The sequence below is a fragment of the Bacillus cereus group sp. Bce019 genome, from assembly GCF_051781745.1.
Taxonomy (GTDB): domain Bacteria; phylum Bacillota; class Bacilli; order Bacillales; family Bacillaceae_G; genus Bacillus_A; species Bacillus_A cereus.
In genome coordinates this window covers 80,622-100,123 of record NZ_JBPWJX010000017.1, presented here as the reverse complement: position 1 = coordinate 100,123, position 19,502 = coordinate 80,622, and the positions used below count along the sequence as shown (strand labels likewise).

Here is a 19,502-nt window from a genome sequence, read left to right as displayed (position 1 = left end):
ATTCTTAGTCTCTGCCTGTTCGCATTATTGGATCTTGGTCGTGAAAACCAATACAAATCGGTATATTATTTTGCACTTCACTACGTACACTTATAAAACTACACAGCGTTTTAGCAATTAAATATAAAGTGATACCGATTGCTTTTTCACTTGTGTCAAAGCCATTTTCATTATACATATCCGCTAATTCTACAGACTCCGGTCCCTCAACATCATATGTCCATTCAGAAGCCCAATCATCATCCTCTTCTTCAAGTGGAGCATACTCCTCACAAATATAAAACTGACTAGTCCACTCGTTATCAAGGTCATACTCAAAATAAATCGCTTTTGCTTCTTCATTAGTAGCCATTTCTACAGCTGCATCCAAACCTACTCGAATACTTACCTTATATGACTCTACATCAATTACTTTAATTCGTTCTGCATATTCTGTAGACGCCAACATGCAACAAATATCATAATACTTCGCTTCTATTTGCTCTACTGCTAACGAAAAGACATCCTCTTGCATCTCTTCTAAATACTGAAATATATCCACACTAAATACTCCTCACTCTTTACGCACTCCAATGCGATGGACGAGACAATAATTTCGGTAATTTCGTATGTTTGTCCCCTCTAGCAGCATTAACTTGAACTTGCGTCAGAAAAATACTATTAGTAAAATCAGCCCCGCGAATATCTGCATCTCGCAAATCTGCTCCGATGAGATCTGCTCCTCTTAAATCTGCACCATTTAAGTTAGCCGCAATTAAGTAAGCTCCTCTTAAATTTGCACCTTGTAAATTTTTCTTTTTCAGATTCGCTCCCATAAGGTCTGCTCCGCGGTGAATAATTCGTTTCTTACGCGCAGTATTCATTTCCTTCCATACTAATTCGCTCGTTTCTAAAAGAAGAATGTTCACCTCTGCCCTATGCATTGGAACATTTATTTTCATTAACTCATCTGGATTTAAATTCGAAAGTCGCTCTGTCTCCTCAATTGCGGTCTCTAGCTCTTTATGAATTGGCTGTGTTGCCTTTAAAAGAATCGCTTCATTCAAATACCAAAGCATTTCATGAAGTTGATGCATAACCGGAAAAGCATCGTACATTTTTCTTGCATGCTTTGCATCTTTCCTCCAATCAATCCCTTTAAACGTACCCTGAGAAATCTTCTGCCCAGCACCGAAACATTCAAATACTGTACAACCTTTATAACCTTTTCCTCTAAGATTTTTATGTATACTACATTTAAAATCTGATTGTAAGTTGGAACATGGTTTACCACCATCTTTATTCACTGCAAAATCTACCGATGCTGCAAACGGTAATGCAACGCAACATAGACCGAAGCATTTTTCGCAGTTTGCTTTTAAATGATCGTTATGATTAGTCAAAATCTATACCCCCTGTTGTCTTTTGACTATTTCATAATATTCCAACTGTAATAAATAATCAATTTTAAAATAAACCAGCATCTTTCGTTTCAATTCATAACTTTATCATTCGATTTCCTTTCAATTGAAAAGGACTATTTCTATTTAATGAATTATAATTAAATTATAAATTTTCTAACTAAAAAGGAGACTTATTATGGCACTAGAAATGAAAACAAACTGTCAAATTTGCGATCAATCGCTCGAACAAGATTCTGAAGCATACATTTGCGTATATGAATGTACATTTTGCGCACCATGTACAGAAGAAAGACATAACGTTTGTCCAAACTGCGGCGGCGAATTAGTACGTAGGCCGAAAAAGAAACAATAAAAAGCAAAGCGATATCGCTTTGCTTTTTATTATTTTCTGAGTTTATGAAATTATATCGAATACAACTTAAACATTTACAAACTTCACACAAACAGGCTCTGGCACAACAACATCAGATTGTAAAAGTGTTAACTTACCTGTAGATTCATCTCTTGAAAATAACACAAGATTATGTGACTTTTCATTTGTAGCAACAAGGAACTTTTCAGTAGGATCTAATACAAAGTCTCTTGGCCAATTTCCTTCTGTAGATGTATGTTCAACGAATGTAAGCTGACCTGAATTTTGATCTACGCTATAAACAGCGATACTATTATGACCACGATTACCTGCATATACAAAACAGCCGTCAGAAGAAATATGAATCGCACTTCCTTGATTATTTTCATCAAACTCTTCTGGAACAGTAGAAATATACTGTAATTCTGTAAAGGATCCTTCTGTAGGATTATATGTTAACACAATAACCTCTGAACTAAGCTCCGTCATCACATACGCATACTTTCCATTCGGATAAAAAGTAATATGTCTTGGACCACTTCCTGGATTTACAGATAAACGATTCACTTCTGTTAATGTACTATCTTTTACTTCATACGTAATTATTTTATCTATCCCTAAATCAACGCCCACTACATATTTTTCATCAGGAGTGTACCCCGCGTAATGTGCATGTGGTTTTTCTTGTCTTTCTTTATTCGGACCTGAACCTTCATGTGCCATAATAGATGAAGCAGGATTTACAGTTCCATTTTCTTCATTTATTTCAAAAGACTCAATCGTTCCTTTATGGTAATTCGCTGTAACTACTGTATGATTTCCACTATCAACACTAATATGACAAGGAGAAGCACCTTCTACTACTTGTCTATTTTTCGCTTTTAGTTCTCCAGTATGACTATCAATGGAATACGCAGCTACACCGCCAGATTCGCCTTCCTTAACAACGGAATAGAGATATTCATTATTTCGGTTAATCGTTACATATGTAGGGTTATCCAGCTTAGCGGCAAGTGTTACATTACTAATTTTTTTTGCTTCTACATCTAGCGTAAATTTATAAATTCCTTCGCTATTTTCTTTCGTGTAAGTTCCAACATATCCAATAAACTCTTTGTTATCCTTCATTTTCATAACCCTCTCTCCCTATATTTTTCGTTCATCATGCTTCTTAAAATATTTTATGTTGAAAGAGTATCCTAAAAAATCGGAGTACCTCTTTATACGTTACCATATTTTCTTGGTAAATAGCTTTTAAACCCACTTTTTTTGATACGCTGCTATACTTTCATATTCTTCTTCCAATTGACGGGACAGACGGATATAGATTGGCGTTAAATCTTTATATTTTTCCACACTTTCCATGTTTGGCTCATGATGGAAATCTGCACCTACCATTTCAGAAACTACAGATAATGTATCTACTTCACCTAAACTATATAAACCGAGGATTGCAGCTCCTAAGCAAGAGCTTTCGAAACTTTCTGGAACATATACGTCTTGATGGAAGATGTCCGCCATCATCTGTCTCCAAAGTTCCGATCTTGCAAAACCACCTGTCGCTTGAATTTTTTTCGGTTCACCAATTAGCTCTTTTAAAGCGAGAAGAACCGTATATAAATTATAAATTACTCCTTCTAAAACAGCACGGATAAGATGTTCTTTCTTATGATGCAATCCGAGTCCAAAGAAAGATCCTCGTGCATTTGCATTCCATAAAGGAGCTCTTTCCCCTGCTAAATAAGGGTGAAATAATAAACCGTCGGACCCCGGATTCACTTTTGCTGCTATTTCAGTAAGCACTTCATATGGATCTTTCCCTAAACGCTTTGCAAGCTCAATCTCTGAAGTGCCCAATTGGTCACGAGCCCATCTGAAAATCATACCGCCATTATTAACTGGTCCACCGATTACCCAATGGTCTTCAGTTAACGCATAACAAAAAATTCTACCTTTTGGATCTGTTACAGGACGATTTGTTACAGCACGTATCGCACCGCTTGTACCAATTGTAACAGCCACAACGCCAGGATCTATTGCATTTACACCTAAATTAGATAGTACTCCATCACTCGCTCCTACTACAAAAGGCGTAGAAACAAGTACATTCATCTCTTTGGCAAGCTCTTCATCTAATCCTGTTAAACTGTGCGTTGTTGGAACAAGTTTAGAAAGCTTTTCATCTGTAATTCCCGCAACATGTAAAGCCTCTTCATCCCATTTTAAAGATTTCAAATTAAACATCCCTGTTGCTGACGCTATAGAATAATCAATTACATACTCTTTATATAACTTGTAAAAAACATATTCTTTAATAGAAATGAATTTATAACTTTTTGCGAATAACTCTGCCTGCTCATTCTGTAACCAAACTAATTTCGAAAGTGGTGACATCGGATGAATTGGTGTCCCAGTACGAAGGTAAATTTCATGACCATTCATATCATTCTTTATTTTCTCCGCCCAGCTTGCACTTCTATTATCTGCCCAAGTGATACATCTCGTTAACGGCTCTCCCTTTTCATCTACGGCAATGATACTATGCATTGCCGAACTAAAAGAGACACAAAGAATATCACTTGGCTGTACACTACTTGATCGTACAGTTTCTTTAATCGTATGTATTACTGCACGAAAAATTTCTTCTGGGTCTTGTTCCGCTGTTTCAGGCGTAGGAGAATATAAAGGATATTCAATTCCATGACTAGCAATAACAGATCCATCAGTAGAAAATAGAACGGATTTTGTACTAGTTGTCCCAATGTCTACACCAACCATATATTTTGAGCTCACCATTTCTTCCTCCTAACAAAAAATTGTTACAGTATCCCACCATAAAAATACATACCTTTTATCTATTGATAACGTTGTATGCCACAATTATCTAAATAGAAACATCTTTATCTTAAACAAACATATCGAGTAGTAAAACTCCTCCAAAAGCGATAAATGAAAGTAACGTTTCTAATACAGTCCATGTTTTAAATGTTTCTTTCACTGTTAACCCTAGGTATTCTTTTACCATCCAAAAACCAGCATCGTTTACGTGTGAAAACATAAGTGCTCCTGCACCTGTTGCAATAACGAGTAACTCTAAATTCACACCTGTCGTATTTTCAACGATTGGCGAAACGATACCCGCTGCTGTTGTTAAAGCGACTGTCGCTGACCCTGTCGCAATTCGAATTAATCCTGCTACTATAAATGCTAATACAATTGGGGATAGAGCTAAATGCTCAGACATTTGAGCAATAGCATTCCCTACGCCACTATCGATAAGAATTTGCTTAAATCCCCCGCCAGCACCAATAATCGCAACAATTGAACCGATTGGTAATAAGCTATCTTCTGTTACCTTCTTAATAGCCTTTTTATCGATACCTTGGCGAAATCCAAGAAAATAAAACGCTGCAAAACATGCAATCAATAGTGCAATGATAGGACTACCGATTAATGTGACAGTCTTCATCAAAGTAGTAGAAAGAGGCACATAAGGAGCTGCTGCAGCTAAAACCATTAACATAACAGGTAACAATATAACTAAAAATGAAACTCCTATTCCTGGTAATTTCGTTGATTTTGTATTTACACGAATCAATTCTGGCTCATTTTCAGGAATTACACGTTTGTGAATCCATTTCGCAAATATAGGACCTGCAATAATGGCTGCAAAAAATGTAATAATGAGTGAATACATTAGTACCTTCCCAAGATTCGCTTTATAAATACCAATTGCTACAATTGCCCCTGGATGCGGAGGAACAAGGCCGTGTACGACAGATAGCCCAGCAATTGCTGGTAATGCTATCAATAAAATATTTTGTTTCGTTGTTTTATGAATTGAAATTACTAACGGTAGTAATATTAAAATACCTACTTCAAAAAACACCGGAATTCCAATAATAAAACCTGCAATTAACATAGCCCATGGTAAGTTTTTTATCCCAAAGGATTTAATAAAGAACTCTGCCACTTGCATTCCAGCACCTGACTCTGCCATCATTTTCCCTAAAATTGTACCTAATACTAAAATACCTACTAAATGCCCGAGAACACTTCCAACTCCCGTTTCATAAGCACTTACTATTTTATCCATTGGCATTCCAGACATAATTGCTAAAAACAAACTTGCAATCGTTAAACTAATAAACGCATGCCATCTCCACCACGATACCCCTAAAATAACAATTACAATTGATATTAATGTAATAATTAAAAGGTACATATTCATACTCAATCCCCCTTTATGTAAACCCTTTCATAAATACTATATAATTAAAAGAACCTATATAGTTCTTACTTGAGTAAAAGATACCTTTTCATATTACTATACGTTTAAAAGCATCTTCACATCATAGTGATTTATATAAAAAGAATCTCCCTTATCAGAGATACATGTTACCTACTCTCTCTGATAAGGGGATTTCTCTTTCATAATTATAATGTTATTGTGATAAACGCTACGCGTAAGTATATTTTCCTTCTTCAAAAGTGAATGACACTTTCTTCTCTTGCTATTTTCACGTAGTAAGACGCCAAACTCGGGATCCTAATTAAACGATGAAGTTACCTAGGAATCTGTCCTCTCATAAAAAGCAATTTTCGGAAAGCCTCCCCCACTTTTATATATTATAATTTAGGTGCTTTCGCCCAATCTGCAGCGAACTTTTCAATACCTTGATCTGTTAATGGATGCATAGCAAGTTGTTCAATTACTTTATAAGGAATTGTTGCAATGTGAGCCCCTGCCATCGCTACACGAGTTACATGATCTGGGTGTCTAACAGACGCCGCAATAATTTGTGTATCTAATTGATGAACATCGAATAATTCAGCAATTTTAGCAACTAATAATACACCATCTTCAGAAATATCATCTAAACGTCCTAAAAATGGAGAGACGTACGTTGCACCTGCTCGAGCAGCTAAAAGTGCTTGGTTCACTGTGAAAATAAGTGTAACGTTCGTTTTCACACCTTTTTCAGTAAGGTAGCGACAAGCTTCTAATCCTGCTAACGTCATCGGAAGTTTAATTGTAACTTTTTCATCGCCGCCGTTAATCTTAATCAGTTCCTCTGCTTGAGCAATCATCTCTTCAGCTGTAACAGCATCTGGCGTTACTTCTGCCGAAACAGACTCAACTTTAGGTACTGCCTGACAAATTTCTGCGATACGGTCTTCAAACTTAACGCCCTCTTTTGCTACTAAAGAAGGATTCGTTGTAACACCAGCTAAAACTCCAAGTTTATATGCTTTTTTTATGTCCTCAAGATTTGCAGTATCAATAAAAAACTTCATGATTTATTCCCTCCATTTTTTAAACGTCAATGAGTTAAATTTTTAAGATATTTATTTCTTTTCTACTGCATGTCCGCCAAATTCATTGCGCAGAGCTGCTACAACTTTTCCTGTAAATGTATCATTGTCTAATGAGCGGTAGCGCATTAATAGAGACATTGCGATAACAGGAGTTGCTGTTTGAAGATCTAATGCTGTTTCTACTGTCCATTTCCCTTCACCAGAAGAATGCATAACACCCTTAATTTCATCTAGTTTTGCATCTTTAGAAAATGCATTTTCTGTTAATTCCATTAACCATGAACGGATTACTGAACCGTTGTTCCATACTCTTGATACTTTTTCATAATCGTAGTCAAATTCACTTTTCTCTAGAATCTCAAATCCTTCACCAATAGCAGCCATCATACCGTATTCAATTCCGTTATGAACCATTTTTAAGAAGTGACCACTACCAGCTTTTCCAGCATATAAGTATCCATTTTCTACAGCAGTATCACGGAAGATAGGTTCAACGATGTCCCAAGCTTCTTGATCTCCTCCGATCATATAACAAGCACCATTACGAGCGCCTTCCATTCCGCCAGAAGTTCCTGCATCCATAAAGTGAATGCCATCTTTCTTTAGTTGCTCATATCGGCGAATAGACTCTTTATAATGTGAATTACCCGCTTCAATTAAAATATCTCCTTTTGATAAAAGTGGTGTAACTTCATCGATAACAGAATCTACAACAGCGTGTGGTACCATAACCCAAAGAATTCTTGGTGATTGTAATGACTGAACAAGTTCATTTAAACTAGATGCACCTGTTGCCCCGTACTCTTTCATTTCTTCCACTGCACTTGCATTTAAATCAAATGCTGCTACTTCATGTTTATGATCCATTAAATTTTTCCCTAAGTTTAATCCCATTTTACCTAAACCAATTAATCCTACTTGCATAATATAATTCCTCCTCAAATCATCTTTTATTAAAAATTCATATCACTACAATCTGGAATACCTTGCAGCACTGATATGTACGGAAAGGTATTCACAGTCATAGCTTAAGAATTCAATACATTTTTAGTAATTTGAACAACATTTTCTGTCGTAAATCCAAATAGATTCATGACTTCAGCCCCAGTTCCTGAAGCTCCAAATGTTTCAATCGATAATATTTTTCCTTCTTGTCCTACATAACGTTCCCACCCGAGAGATACACCCATCTCAAGAGATACTCGTTTCGTTATAGAAGACGGAAGAACGGATTCTTTATATTCGTTCGATTGGCGATCGAATAACTCCCAGCTCGGCATTGCAACGATGCGAACAGAAACTTGTTCTTCTTCTAATTTTGCTTTCGCACTAGCAGCTAAGGATACTTCAGAACCTGTCGCAATTAAAATTACATCCGGATTTTCATTTGTTTGTGTTAATACGTAAGCTCCTTTAGAGAGATTCTCTATGTTCGCTTTCGTTTCATTAAACACCGGTAAATTTTGACGGCTCAGTACTAAAACGACTGGACCATCCGTTTGCTGTAAAGCATACGCCCAAGCACTTGCTGTTTCATTTGCATCTGACGGACGGATAACTGTTAAACCAGGAATTGCTCGAAGCGCTGCCAATTGTTCAATTGGTTCATGCGTTGGACCATCTTCTCCTACAGCAATCGAATCATGTGTAAATACGTAAGTAACAGGTAAATTTTGCAGTGCAGCCAGTCGAATCGATGGACGAAGGTAATCATTAAATACAAAGAATGTACTTACGAAAGGTTTTACTCCTCCGTGGAGAGCCAGTCCATTCGCTGCCGCGCCCATTGCATGTTCACGTACACCGAAGTATATATTTCGTCCAGCATATGATTCTACTGCATATACTGCTTCACCTTTTATATCTGTCATCGTAGAATGAGAAAGATCCGCACTTCCACCGAAAATAGAAGGAATCGATTTCACATAATGATTAATAGCTTCCCCACTTGCAACACGAGTGGAAATCGTTTTTTCAGTATCAAAAGATAGAATGTCTTTCGCTTCAATTAAAACATCACCTGTAATCGCTTTTTCTAATTCATCTGCTAGTGCAGGGTTCGACTCTCTGTATGAGTTGAACTGCTCATTCCAGTCATTTTCTTTTTCAATACCTTTTTGTTTCAGTTCATTAAAATGAGCTGTTACTTCTTCAGGCACAAAGAAGTCTTCCTCATAGTGCCAACCATACACTTGTTTTGTCGCTGTCGCTTCTTCTACTCCAAGCGGGTTACCATGTGCTTTGTTCGTTCCAGCAACTTTTGGACTTCCATAACCTATAATGGTTCTAATTTCTATAAGAGTAGGTTGATCCGTATTTTCTTTCGCTAATTGAATCGCTTTTGTAATTGCATCGACATCGTTTCCATCTTCAACTCTTACATATTGCCAATGTACAGATTCTGCCCTTTTCTGCATATCTTCAGAGAAAGCAATGCCTAATTCACCATCAAGTGAAATTTCATTTGAATCATACAGTACAATTAACTTGCCAAGTTTCATATGTCCTGCCATTGACATCGCTTCATAAGCGACACCCTCCATTAAGTCACCATCTCCGACTAAAGCGTACGTATTGTGATCTATAATAGAGTGACCATCCTTATTGAACTTCGCTGCTAAATGCGCTTCTGCCATTGCCATTCCGACAGCATTAGCAATCCCTTGTCCTAACGGGCCTGTCGTCGCTTCAACTCCAGGAGTATGACCAAACTCAGGATGTCCTGGTGTTTTACTATTTAACTTTCTGAAGTTTTTCAAGTCATCAATTGAAACGTCATATCCAGCTAAATGAAGTAAGCTATACAGTAGGCTCGATCCGTGTCCCGCTGATAAAACGAATCGATCACGGTTAAACCATTCTGGGTGATTAGGATTGTGATTTAAATGATTCGCCCATAATGCATAAGCCATCGGTGCTGCTCCCATCGGAAGACCTGGATGACCTGAATTTGCCGCATTAATAGCATCAATTGATAATGTACGAATTGTATTCACTGCTAATTGATTTATGTTTTGTGTCATAGTAATCGTCCCCCTACATGCTTTCATGAAAGAAAGTACTTATTTTTCCGTCTCTTGATCTAACCACCATTTAAATCCACTTTCTTGCAATAATTCATTAGACGCATCTGGACCATATGAACCAGACTCATATTCATGAAGTGGTAATAAGTTCTCCTCGAATGCTTCAAGAATTGGTTGTACCCATTCCCATGACAATTCAACTTCTCTCCAATGTGCAAAGAATGTAGCGTCTCCACTCACCGCATCATGAATGAGTCTTTCATACGCTTCAGGTACTCCCACATCCGCTTGCTCACAAGTAAAGTTAATACGCATCGGTTCAATTTCTCCATTTTTCAATGGATTTTTACTATTTAACTGTAATGAAACGTTCTCACCTGGACTAATTTCAATTATTAATAAGTTAGGTGCTGCATTTGGATTACTATCTTGATATTGCTGTTTTAACGTATTTTTAAATTCGATTACAATACGAGTAGACTTTTCTTTCATTCGTTTTCCTGTTCGTATATAAAATGGAACGCCAGTCCAAAATGGATTATCGATCCACAGGCGAGCAGCAACAAATGTGTCTATGTTAGAAGAAGGGTTTACTCCTGGCTCCTCTTTATACGCTACAACTTGTCCGCCTTTTATTTCTCCTGAAACGTATTGACCGCGAACGATATGGTTTTGAACGTCTTCTTTTTTCACTTTACGAAGCGTCTCCATTACCTTTCGCTTTTCCTCTCGAATTTCACATGCATTAACCTTTTCCGGCAGATTCATAGCAGTCATCATTAATATTTGTAACATATGATTTTGAACCATATCTCGAATGGCTCCTGCCTGGTCATAATATCCTGCCCTTTCTTCAACCCCAACTGTTTCACTAGCTGTGATTTGTACATTCGCTATATGTTCTTTATTCCAAATCGACTGGAGAACAGGATTTGCAAATTCTAGCGCTTCAAGGTTTTGAATCATCGGTTTACCTAAATAATGATCAATACGGTATATCTCGTCTTCTTCAAACGTGCGACTAAGCTTATCATTCAGCTCACGAGCAGATGCAAGGTCGTGCCCAAACGGTTTCTCAATCATCAGGCGTTTCCATCCATCTGTTTTATCAAGTCCGCTTTCCTTAATATTTAAAGCAATCGTCTCGAAAAATTCAGGAGCAACTGAAAGATAGAACATTCTATTACCTTTTATATGTAGTTCTTCTTCCCTTTCACGAACGACTTGTAATAATCTCTCATAGTCTTCCGGCTTACTGACATCTAATGGACAATAGCGAAAATTATCTAAAAAACCTTCCAGTTCCGGAGTACCTTCTTCCCTCTGACGAGAAAACGTCTCTATTGATTCTTTTATTCTTTCTTGAAAATCTTCGTGAGATACTTGACGTCTTCCAAGCCCGATAACGGATATTTGCTTTGGAAGCTTTTGATCTCTATATAAGTTATATAGCGCGGGGTAAATTTTGCGTTTCGCTAAGTCCCCTGTCGCTCCAAATAAAACAAAGGTCATTGATTCCAATTTCAGTCCCCCTCTTGTTGTATAATCCTCTTCAATATACTAAAAATGAATTGTACAGAAGCTCATACTCTTATACTTCCTGTTTTTATAAAAAACAAAGAGTTATCTAATTCCAATTCTTTTTATACCTTTCGCTCTCTCATTGTCCCCAATATTAATAGTGGCAATTCAAAGCATTTCTACTACAACCTACTTATTTATAGAATTTAACGAAACATTTTATATCTGATTACTTTTAGTAATTAAGTAATCCTATGTCTAGTATATTAACCACATAAATTATTATCGTCAATAAAAATGTCTTGAATTAAATACTATTTATTTTGTAATACTTTTCTAAGTTTATCCTGAGTTACCATTCATTTTCAAAGATAATGATCGATATAATAAATATCAGTTTCATCAAAATCTTCAATTAATTCCCCGTTAAACTCGTGAGCAGATGTTATATGATGCCCAAAAGGCTTCTCTATAATAAGACGGTTCAATCCTTTTGTAGCCCACAATCCACTTTCCTTAATATTTAAAGCAATGACATCAAATACTTCTGGTATAACAGATAGGTAAAACATGCGGTTTTCAGGAATGTTTAATTCTGTTTCACGCCTCTTTACAAGACGCAACAAATCTTGATAGTCCTCTATATTCGCTGTATTTAATTGACAATAACGAAATGTGCTAATAAATTCTTCTACTCCTAATTCATCATCAGTAGATCTTCTAGAAAATGTAGCAAGGGATTGTTCTACCTTTGTTTGAAATTCCACATCTGACATTACCCTTCTGCCGATACCGATAATCGAAATACATTGTGGTATATTTTGATTACTAAATAGCTTATATAAAGCAGGATAAATTTTGCGTTTCGCTAAATCGCCTGTCGCTCCGGATAAAGTGAAACTTTAATCAGTGGGGGTTTTGTTCATCCCCACTGATTATTAGTTGAACCAATCGGGCTTTTACAGGCAGTTGCCCCCACCTAACTTCTATGATATCGCTGAATTTTGAGGTGGAGGTCTTACTGCCTGTTAATGCGGGGTAAAAGAAATGTCATTGAATCCATTTGTTCTCTCCCTTTTAAAACAATTGCTAGAATAGAATATATAAGTTCATTCGCTACTTAGCACAATACTGTCTCTAAAACCTCATACTTTACCAATGTTTCTTCAATACAATTTTCCCAAGAGCACGTTCTGACTCACTTATGTGGTGTGCTTTTTTTACACCTTCTACATGTAAAGGCAACACATGCGTGACAACAGGTTTAATCTTCCCGCTCTCAATTAATTCTGTAATAAGAGAAAGTTCACATCCGTTAGGTTCAGTAAATATATGGTCACTCTCAATATTTTTCTCTCTTGATATCTCGGTTTGCGGAATTTTCATACCTTTCGGACCATAAATAGACGCTAACTTTCCATTTGGTGCAAGTACTTTATAACTATTCTTTAGTACATCCCCACCTAACACATCAAATACAATATTGTAATTATGCAAAAGCAAAGAAAAGTCTTCCGTTTTGTAATCGACGACAGTATCAGCGCCTAGATCCTTTACAAATTGCATGTTTTTCGTACTAGTCGTAGTTGCAACATGTGCACCGAAACTTTTCGCTAGTTGAATAGCAAACGTACCTATCCCGCCAGATCCAGCATGAATTAAAACCTTATTACCCTTTTGAACATTAGCGAATTTCACTAAACTTTGCCAACTTGTCAAACCTACTAGAGGGATTGATGCCGCTTCCTCAAAAGATAGATTTCTCGGTTTTTTCGCTACATACTTCTCATCTACTGCCACGTACTCTGCATACGTACCATTTCGTTCAATATCTGGACGACTATATACTTCATCCCCCACTTTACATACTGTTACGTTTTTTCCTATAGCAGCAACTACACCTGCAACATCCCATCCTAAAACGAGCGGGAAGTCATAAGAAATTACGTCTTGAAGTAAACCCTCACGTATTTTCCAATCCACAGGATTTACACCAGCTGCATATACTTCAATCAGTACATCGTTGTCTTCCAATAGCGGTGTCTGCATTTCAATCTCTTGTAGTACACTTTTATCTCCATATTGCATAAGTCCTATTGCTTTCATTCTTTTCACTCCTTTACAAGGCTGGGAAATGCGGTAGCACTTCTTCTCCTAGCTCATCCAATACTTCGTCAGCTGGACGTTGACCATCAAATAGAGCAAGGAATAAATGATTCACACCAATACTTTTATATATATCAAGTAATTCAATTAGTGCCTTACGCCCTGTACGGTAACCTAAACGTATCGGTGTAGGACGTTCATTTGGATCTTCAGATAAATCTAAATGCATCGGTTGTATAAATGGTTTGAATACATCTGGATGATAATCCTCTACTAGTTCTCTCCATTGTCCAATTGCTCCCGCCTGATGCACCGGACTACGTGGATAATACATCCATCCATCTCCATGTTCAGCAAACCATTCCATATTTTGCTGACTAAAACCTGTAATAAAGGTTGGAACACGTTTAGACGGTTTTGGAACTAAATTCGCACCATGAACTTCTCCTAGTGTCGACTGGATAGACGGGAAGTTTTTATACAAAATCTCTTCCAAGTAAGCAAATGCTTCTCTAAACTTTTCACCTCGTGTTTCATGACTAACACCTAACGCTTTGAAATCGGCACGTCTGTCACCGGATGAAACGCCAAGCATAATTCTTTCTGGAAATAGTTGATCTAATGTAGCAATTTCTTTTGCTACACGCAATGGATGACGAAGTGACAACACTGTTGCCGACGTTCCAAATGCAATTTTCTCTGTCTTGCTTGCTAAATACGTCAAATAAATCATCATATCGTAAATTTGACCTGTTGCAGGATCACCAAAATCAGGGTCTTGCAGCAATACATCGCGAAGCCATACACCTGTAAAACCGTATTGTTCCGCTTTTTGTACTAACTCTACTTGTTTTTCCATCGTTGGAGCATGAAACTGATAATTTTCAATCGGAATGTGAACTCCTAACGTAAGTTGATCTTTCGCAAACATACGATTATATCCAAAATGGTTCGCAAACTTTTCCATGTGTTTCACTCACTTTCCCTCATTCATATAAACCTATACTTTTCATATTTCTTCTCAAAATTTATAAGCAACACTGCAACACCACATTGTTGCCGATTGTAATCGTTATAACTTTCTTTGTGCTACGAGTGTTATTATAAATCGGCCATAACATGAATAACAGTACGTACTTTAAAGTGATGTAGGCACTTTAAAGTACCTATACTAAGTGAGTAATAATAAATCATGCTGCAAAAATAACATCTACCCTTTCTTCAAAAAGCTTTACTGTTGCTTTTGCAAATACGTTTCATTATTTCACGTACTTTCCCTTTCTTTATATAAAATTGTTACTAACCAAATTCAAAATATTATACTTATTTTTTGTACTTTGCTATGCTATAACCACGAACAGGAGGTATAAACTATGAAAGCACAAATTATCCATTCTTTTGGGGATTCATCTGTATTTCAATTAGAAGAAGTTTCAAAACCAAAACTTTTACCAGGTCATGTTCTAATTCATGTAAAAGCAACAAGTGTAAATCCAATCGATACAAAAATGCGTAGTGGTGCCGTTTCAGCAGTCGCTCCTGAGTTTCCAGCTATATTACACGGCGATGTAGCTGGTATTGTTATTGAAGTAGGAGAAGGTGTTTCGAAATTTAAATGTGGGGATGAAGTATACGGATGTGCCGGAGGTTTTAAAGAAACTGGAGGTGCACTTGCAGAATTTATGCTTGCTGATGCACGATTAATTGCTCACAAACCTAAAAATTTAACAATGGAAGCAGCTGCTGCTCTACCATTAGTTGCAATTACAGCTTGGGAATCTTTATTTGATCGTGCAAATATTAAACCTGGTCAAAATATTCTCATTCATGGAGCTACTGGTGGCGTAGGACACGTAGCCATTCAACTAGCTAAATGGGCAGGCGCTAAAGTTTTTACAACCGCTTCTCAGCAAAGCAAAATAGACATCGCCCATCGTCTAGGAGCCGACATAGCTATTAATTATAAAGAAGAATCTGTTCAAGAATATGTACAAAAACATACGAACGGAAACGGATTTGAAGTTATATTTGATACAGTAGGCGGCAAGAATCTTGATCATTCTTTTGAAGCTGCTGCGGTCAACGGAACTGTCGTAACAATTGCAGCTCGTTCAACCCATGACCTCTCTCCTTTACACGCAAAAGGACTCTCTCTGCACGTTACTTTTATGGCGTTAAAAATATTACATACAGATAAACGTGATGCTTGCGGGGAAATTTTAACTAAACTAACGCAAATAGTAGAAGAAGGACACCTTCGACCATTGCTAGATTCTAAACTTTTTACGTTTGATGAAGTTGCACAAGCACATGAATATTTGGAGTCAAATAAAGCAATTGGGAAAATAGTGTTGAAAAACGTTTGGTAACTTTCACTAAATAATACAAATAACAGCGGGATTGCTTCGCCTTATCTTTGTCTTAAGAGGCGTGCCACAATCTTAAAAGCTTTCCATCCTTTACAACAAGTAAAAAAAGAACAGCCGAATTTTTCTTATAGTAGAAAATTCGGCTGTTTGCATGTCGCAATTTGCTTTTTATATATTTCCATTAATAGATAAAATACAACTCATTTGCCTTACCATCTTTACCTTCAACAGAATATTATGTTGTTTTTAATTTTTTAAAACACACTACGTACTAATCCCCCGTCTATTCGCAACGCGGAACCATTAATTGCTGAAGAAAGTGGGCTGCTTAAGAACGTGACAAGATTGGCAATTTCTTCTGGTCGAATAAGTCTTTGAATAATAGAGGTTGGTCGATTCTCTTTCATAAATCGCTTCTCAGCTTCTTCTATTGTCAATTGCTCATTAGGATAAAGACTATTTAACATAGTCTCCACTCCTTCCGTTAAAGTCGAACCAGGCATTATAGTATTAACAGTCACATTCGTTCCTGTCGTCAGCTCAGCTAAACTGCGAGAAAGTGAGAGTTGCATCGTTTTAGTCGCACTATAGTGAGCCATTTCTTGAGATGGCATAATAGCTGCTTCGCTAGCAATAAAGATGACTCTTCCTTCTTTTCTTTCAATCATTTTTTTCAAGTACGAGCGAGTAAGTCGAACACCACTCATAATATTGACTTCAAACAATTTAAACCAATCTTCATCAGGGATATCAAAATATTCTACAGGTTCAAAAATTCCTAAGTTGTTAATAAGAATGTCTACTTCAGGGTACTTTTCAATCACATTTTGGCACCCTTGTTCTGTTCCTAAATCAGCTACTACAGGTTGAAGAATAGCATCCGGATACTGCGCTAGAATTTCGTTTATCGTTTGATTAACATTTTCTTCACGGCGTCCATTAATAAGTACAGTAGCTCCTTCCGCTACTAATGAAGTGGCAATTGCTTTTCCAATCCCTGCCGTAGATCCAGTAACCAGTGCTGTTTTTCCTTTTAATTGCATATGCATATAGATCCCTCCAAATTCATGTGCTACATGATTGACTTACGTTGGAATACATAATTACGTTTATATTGTGGTTCACTTCTCTTATCTTTAACAGAAAATAAGCAGATCCACCCTTTTTTCAAAAAAGTATAAACGAAAATTATGTAGCTATTCCACTCTGTACTGAACTAAAAATCAAAATTATCAGTATTTAGATCCACTCAATAATTCTAATTCAAATCATTCTAATGTAAAAAATCACATCAACAGCAGAGTAAAGCTAAAACCAACTAATAAATACCATTATGATATATATTAACGATAAAGAAAATTACGCACTTTAAAGTTCCATAGGAACAAAAAAGTGCCCTATAAACTATAATTTCTAACTCTTTATATTTGCTAAAGTAGTATCTTTTTTTATCATAGAAAAGGTTGTAAAATCACACATTCTTACATACAGTTATAGGATTATTTTTATCCTAATTAACTAAAAACCATATAACACATTTGTAAAATAAAATTCTAAAAAAACCTTGCAGAAAAATTCTACAAGGTTTTTGCCTATACACACAAATTAATCACTATATTAAAATAAAAGGGTTTATAATTCATCGCAATATTATTAAATATAAGCTGCTTTAAAGGCTTGTTGGACAGCTTGTACTTCTAATGAGTCTTTACCATATAAGTTCGTTGCTACACGAATACAAGCTTCTTTTAATTCTTTAAAGTTAGAAGTCATATTTAATTCATCCGTATTTGCATAATAGAAAATATCAAACATTTTATCTTCTCCAATGCCATGTACGTTTACTCCATTATGGTTTCCACCACTAGCAATCAAGTAAGCTACTTTATTAATAATGCTAGAGTTCGTGTGTACACCACCATGATCGTGGTCAGCATCAATAGGTAAGTTATTATAATGTCTATAGTCCTCCGGATATCTAGAAGAGATAGATGATGGGTTTTTCATATCTCTAAAAATACGACCTGATTGTTCTCCCATTGTCCAATTGAACTTTCCGTTATTAGCATACTTTTCAACTGCTACTCCTAAAATATCAGATAGAGCCTCATTAATTGCACCAGCTTCTCCTGCATACTCAAGTCCAGACTCATTTCTTGTAACCGCGTGTGTAAATTCATGTCCTGCCACATCAAATGCTCTAACAATTGGATCTCCGTATACTAGCATAGCTCCATTACTAAATGCATTAAACCACTGCTTAGGATTTCCTTTATTCGTACCATTTGTGTTCCAACCATGAACGACAGAAATTACTTTTTGTCCGTTATTATCAAAGCTGTTACGGCCATATTTTTCTTGATAAAAATCATATACTTTCGTTGCTAAATAATGAGCACTAACTGCTTTAGGATCAGTAAAATTTGTAGAATTACTTGTTACTAAATCATCGAGATAACCCCATACATTTCTTCTATAATTATTATAATCTTTATAATTAGCAGTATATGTTTCAATTCCCTTACCACGAGAATAATCTGCAAGCATGTACGTTCCATCACTTCGCTGCGTAATTCCAAACGTACGATTAATACCTAAGTCATCTTTTCCTGTACCTGTTAATCTTGAAGAATCTTGTGATTTATTTGCTGTCGCAGATTGGACAATACTACTATCTACTTGTATACCCAATTTTTGAACGAGTTCTTTTAATAGATTACCACCAAAAGCATCAATTAATACTGTACCAGATACATATTCAGGTGTAGATGCACTAAAAGTAATTTGATATGCGTTTGTAGCTTTATTTGTATTTTCATCTACATATACCACTTGTTTAATTTCTGGTTCTTCAATAAATGTGAGATTATTTCCATAGATGTTGAAAAGCTGTTTTTTTGCATCCTCTTCTGATAAAGTAATAGGTTGTTTCAAATCTTCCTGTTGTTGTAGATCTTGGGCACTATCCCCTGAAACGCTCGTAAGTACACCATCATCATTAATATGTGCTGTTAGTTGATATCCGTATACATCACGTCCTTCATACGTTTGTTGAAGACGTACCAATGTAGTACCATCATAAGATTTACGACTTTGCGTAACATTATAATTAACTTTGGATTCCGTATTAACTTGCTTTGATGATAATGCTTGTTCTGTTTTTCCTTTTAGTGCATCCTTTGCTACATTTTCTGCCGAATTTTGAGAAGGTGCTGTTAAATTACCTGTTCGGAACGTATCTTCCTTTGTTTCCACTTTTAAATCTTCTGTTTCCGCATGCACTCCTCCATAGGGCATAATCGCCGATAACACCACTCCTGTAGTTAAACCTACCTTTACGAAATTATTCATATTCTTACTCCTTTATAATCTTATTATTAAGTTAAATAAATGTTTTTCAGAATTG

At 36.3% G+C, this 19,502-nt stretch carries 15 protein-coding genes and 1 pseudogene; 2 read left to right on the top strand and 14 right to left on the bottom strand.

The window, feature by feature from the left end; translation table 11 throughout:
• Nucleotides 1–4: 4 nt before the first annotated feature.
• Both ACS2QP_RS20635 and ACS2QP_RS20630 read right to left on the bottom strand, forming a co-directional pair.
• Nucleotides 5–541, bottom strand: coding sequence for a hypothetical protein (locus ACS2QP_RS20635; RefSeq protein WP_000350943.1), 537 nt, complete (start codon nt 539–541; stop codon nt 5–7).
• Nucleotides 542–560: 19 nt separating this feature from the next.
• Nucleotides 561–1,382 (bottom strand): pentapeptide repeat-containing protein, encoded by an 822-nt coding sequence (locus ACS2QP_RS20630; RefSeq protein WP_000181430.1) that lies wholly within the window; start codon nt 1,380–1,382, stop codon nt 561–563.
• 196 nt (nt 1,383–1,578) lie between these two features.
• Here ACS2QP_RS20630 and ACS2QP_RS20625 point away from each other — a divergent pair, with 196 nt between their 5' ends.
• Nucleotides 1,579–1,755: a DUF1272 domain-containing protein gene (locus ACS2QP_RS20625; protein WP_001162789.1), complete on the top strand. Its 177-nt coding sequence runs from the start codon at nt 1,579–1,581 to the stop codon at nt 1,753–1,755.
• 66 nt (nt 1,756–1,821) lie between these two features.
• On the opposite strand, the gene ACS2QP_RS20620 is transcribed toward ACS2QP_RS20625, so the two are convergent.
• From ACS2QP_RS20620 to ACS2QP_RS20575, 10 genes and pseudogenes are all read right to left on the bottom strand, one after another.
• The gene (locus ACS2QP_RS20620; RefSeq protein WP_103622637.1) at nt 1,822–2,889 is read right to left on the bottom strand and encodes a lactonase family protein; all 1,068 of its coding nucleotides are present in this window, start codon (nt 2,887–2,889) and stop codon (nt 1,822–1,824) included.
• Between the two features lie 120 nt (nt 2,890–3,009).
• Nucleotides 3,010–4,551, bottom strand: a complete 1,542-nt coding sequence (gntK, locus tag ACS2QP_RS20615) for a gluconokinase (protein ID WP_438882788.1) — start codon at nt 4,549–4,551, stop codon at nt 3,010–3,012.
• Nucleotides 4,552–4,660: 109 nt separating this feature from the next.
• Nucleotides 4,661–5,986 (bottom strand): gluconate permease GntP, encoded by a 1,326-nt coding sequence (gntP, locus tag ACS2QP_RS20610; protein ID WP_438882786.1) that lies wholly within the window; start codon nt 5,984–5,986, stop codon nt 4,661–4,663.
• 398 nt (nt 5,987–6,384) lie between these two features.
• A complete protein-coding gene (fsa, locus tag ACS2QP_RS20605) occupies nt 6,385–7,053 on the bottom strand; it encodes a fructose-6-phosphate aldolase (RefSeq protein WP_063675558.1) in 669 nt (222 codons plus the stop codon).
• Nucleotides 7,054–7,104: 51 nt separating this feature from the next.
• A complete protein-coding gene (gnd, locus tag ACS2QP_RS20600; protein WP_001994033.1) occupies nt 7,105–7,998 on the bottom strand; it encodes a phosphogluconate dehydrogenase (NAD(+)-dependent, decarboxylating) in 894 nt (297 codons plus the stop codon).
• A gap of 104 nt (nt 7,999–8,102) precedes the next feature.
• The gene (gene tkt / locus ACS2QP_RS20595; RefSeq protein ID WP_078421347.1) at nt 8,103–10,097 is read right to left on the bottom strand and encodes a transketolase; all 1,995 of its coding nucleotides are present in this window, start codon (nt 10,095–10,097) and stop codon (nt 8,103–8,105) included.
• Between the two features lie 39 nt (nt 10,098–10,136).
• Entirely contained in the window at nt 10,137–11,621 is a 1,485-nt protein-coding gene (gene zwf / locus ACS2QP_RS20590) for a glucose-6-phosphate dehydrogenase (RefSeq protein WP_017673871.1), read from the bottom strand.
• A gap of 365 nt (nt 11,622–11,986) precedes the next feature.
• Nucleotides 11,987–12,523, bottom strand: a pseudogene (locus tag ACS2QP_RS20585) (glucose-6-phosphate dehydrogenase); the annotation flags it as partial.
• Nucleotides 12,524–12,773: 250 nt separating this feature from the next.
• Complete coding sequence (locus ACS2QP_RS20580) at nt 12,774–13,727, bottom strand: NADP-dependent oxidoreductase (RefSeq protein ID WP_326234653.1); 954 nt, start codon at nt 13,725–13,727, stop codon at nt 12,774–12,776.
• 13 nt (nt 13,728–13,740) lie between these two features.
• Nucleotides 13,741–14,694, bottom strand: a complete 954-nt coding sequence (locus ACS2QP_RS20575; RefSeq protein ID WP_002195683.1) for an LLM class oxidoreductase — start codon at nt 14,692–14,694, stop codon at nt 13,741–13,743.
• A 406-nt stretch (nt 14,695–15,100) separates the two neighbouring features.
• Here ACS2QP_RS20575 and ACS2QP_RS20570 point away from each other — a divergent pair, with 406 nt between their 5' ends.
• Nucleotides 15,101–16,096, top strand: a complete 996-nt coding sequence (locus ACS2QP_RS20570; protein ID WP_017673867.1) for a zinc-dependent alcohol dehydrogenase family protein — start codon at nt 15,101–15,103, stop codon at nt 16,094–16,096.
• A 254-nt stretch (nt 16,097–16,350) separates the two neighbouring features.
• Here ACS2QP_RS20570 and ACS2QP_RS20565 read toward each other — a convergent pair whose 3' ends face one another.
• Nucleotides 16,351–17,145: an SDR family NAD(P)-dependent oxidoreductase gene (locus ACS2QP_RS20565; protein ID WP_438882782.1), complete on the bottom strand. Its 795-nt coding sequence runs from the start codon at nt 17,143–17,145 to the stop codon at nt 16,351–16,353.
• 604 nt (nt 17,146–17,749) lie between these two features.
• Complete coding sequence (locus ACS2QP_RS20560; RefSeq protein ID WP_001058949.1) at nt 17,750–19,447, bottom strand: M4 family metallopeptidase; 1,698 nt, start codon at nt 19,445–19,447, stop codon at nt 17,750–17,752.
• Between the last annotated feature and the right edge of the window lie 55 nt (nt 19,448–19,502).

Bases quoted from the DNA above. Each gene is read 5' to 3' on its own strand.
- ACS2QP_RS20560 (WP_001058949.1), bottom strand. From the start codon at position 19,447: ATGAATAATTTCGTAAAGGTAGGTTTAACTACAGGAGTGGTGTTATCG.
- ACS2QP_RS20570 (WP_017673867.1), top strand. From the start codon at position 15,101: ATGAAAGCACAAATTATCCATTCTTTTGGGGATTCATCTGTATTTCAA.
- ACS2QP_RS20580 (WP_326234653.1), bottom strand. From the start codon at position 13,727: ATGAAAGCAATAGGACTTATGCAATATGGAGATAAAAGTGTACTACAA.
- ACS2QP_RS20565 (WP_438882782.1), bottom strand. From the start codon at position 17,145: ATGCATATGCAATTAAAAGGAAAAACAGCACTGGTTACTGGATCTACG.
- ACS2QP_RS20620 (WP_103622637.1), bottom strand. From the start codon at position 2,889: ATGAAAATGAAGGATAACAAAGAGTTTATTGGATATGTTGGAACTTAC.
- gnd (WP_001994033.1), bottom strand. From the start codon at position 7,998: ATGCAAGTAGGATTAATTGGTTTAGGTAAAATGGGATTAAACTTAGGG.
- gntP (WP_438882786.1), bottom strand. From the start codon at position 5,986: ATGAATATGTACCTTTTAATTATTACATTAATATCAATTGTAATTGTT.
- ACS2QP_RS20625 (WP_001162789.1), top strand. From the start codon at position 1,579: ATGGCACTAGAAATGAAAACAAACTGTCAAATTTGCGATCAATCGCTC.
- tkt (WP_078421347.1), bottom strand. From the start codon at position 10,097: ATGACACAAAACATAAATCAATTAGCAGTGAATACAATTCGTACATTA.
- fsa (WP_063675558.1), bottom strand. From the start codon at position 7,053: ATGAAGTTTTTTATTGATACTGCAAATCTTGAGGACATAAAAAAAGCA.
- gntK (WP_438882788.1), bottom strand. From the start codon at position 4,551: ATGGTGAGCTCAAAATATATGGTTGGTGTAGACATTGGGACAACTAGT.
- ACS2QP_RS20575 (WP_002195683.1), bottom strand. From the start codon at position 14,694: ATGGAAAAGTTTGCGAACCATTTTGGATATAATCGTATGTTTGCGAAA.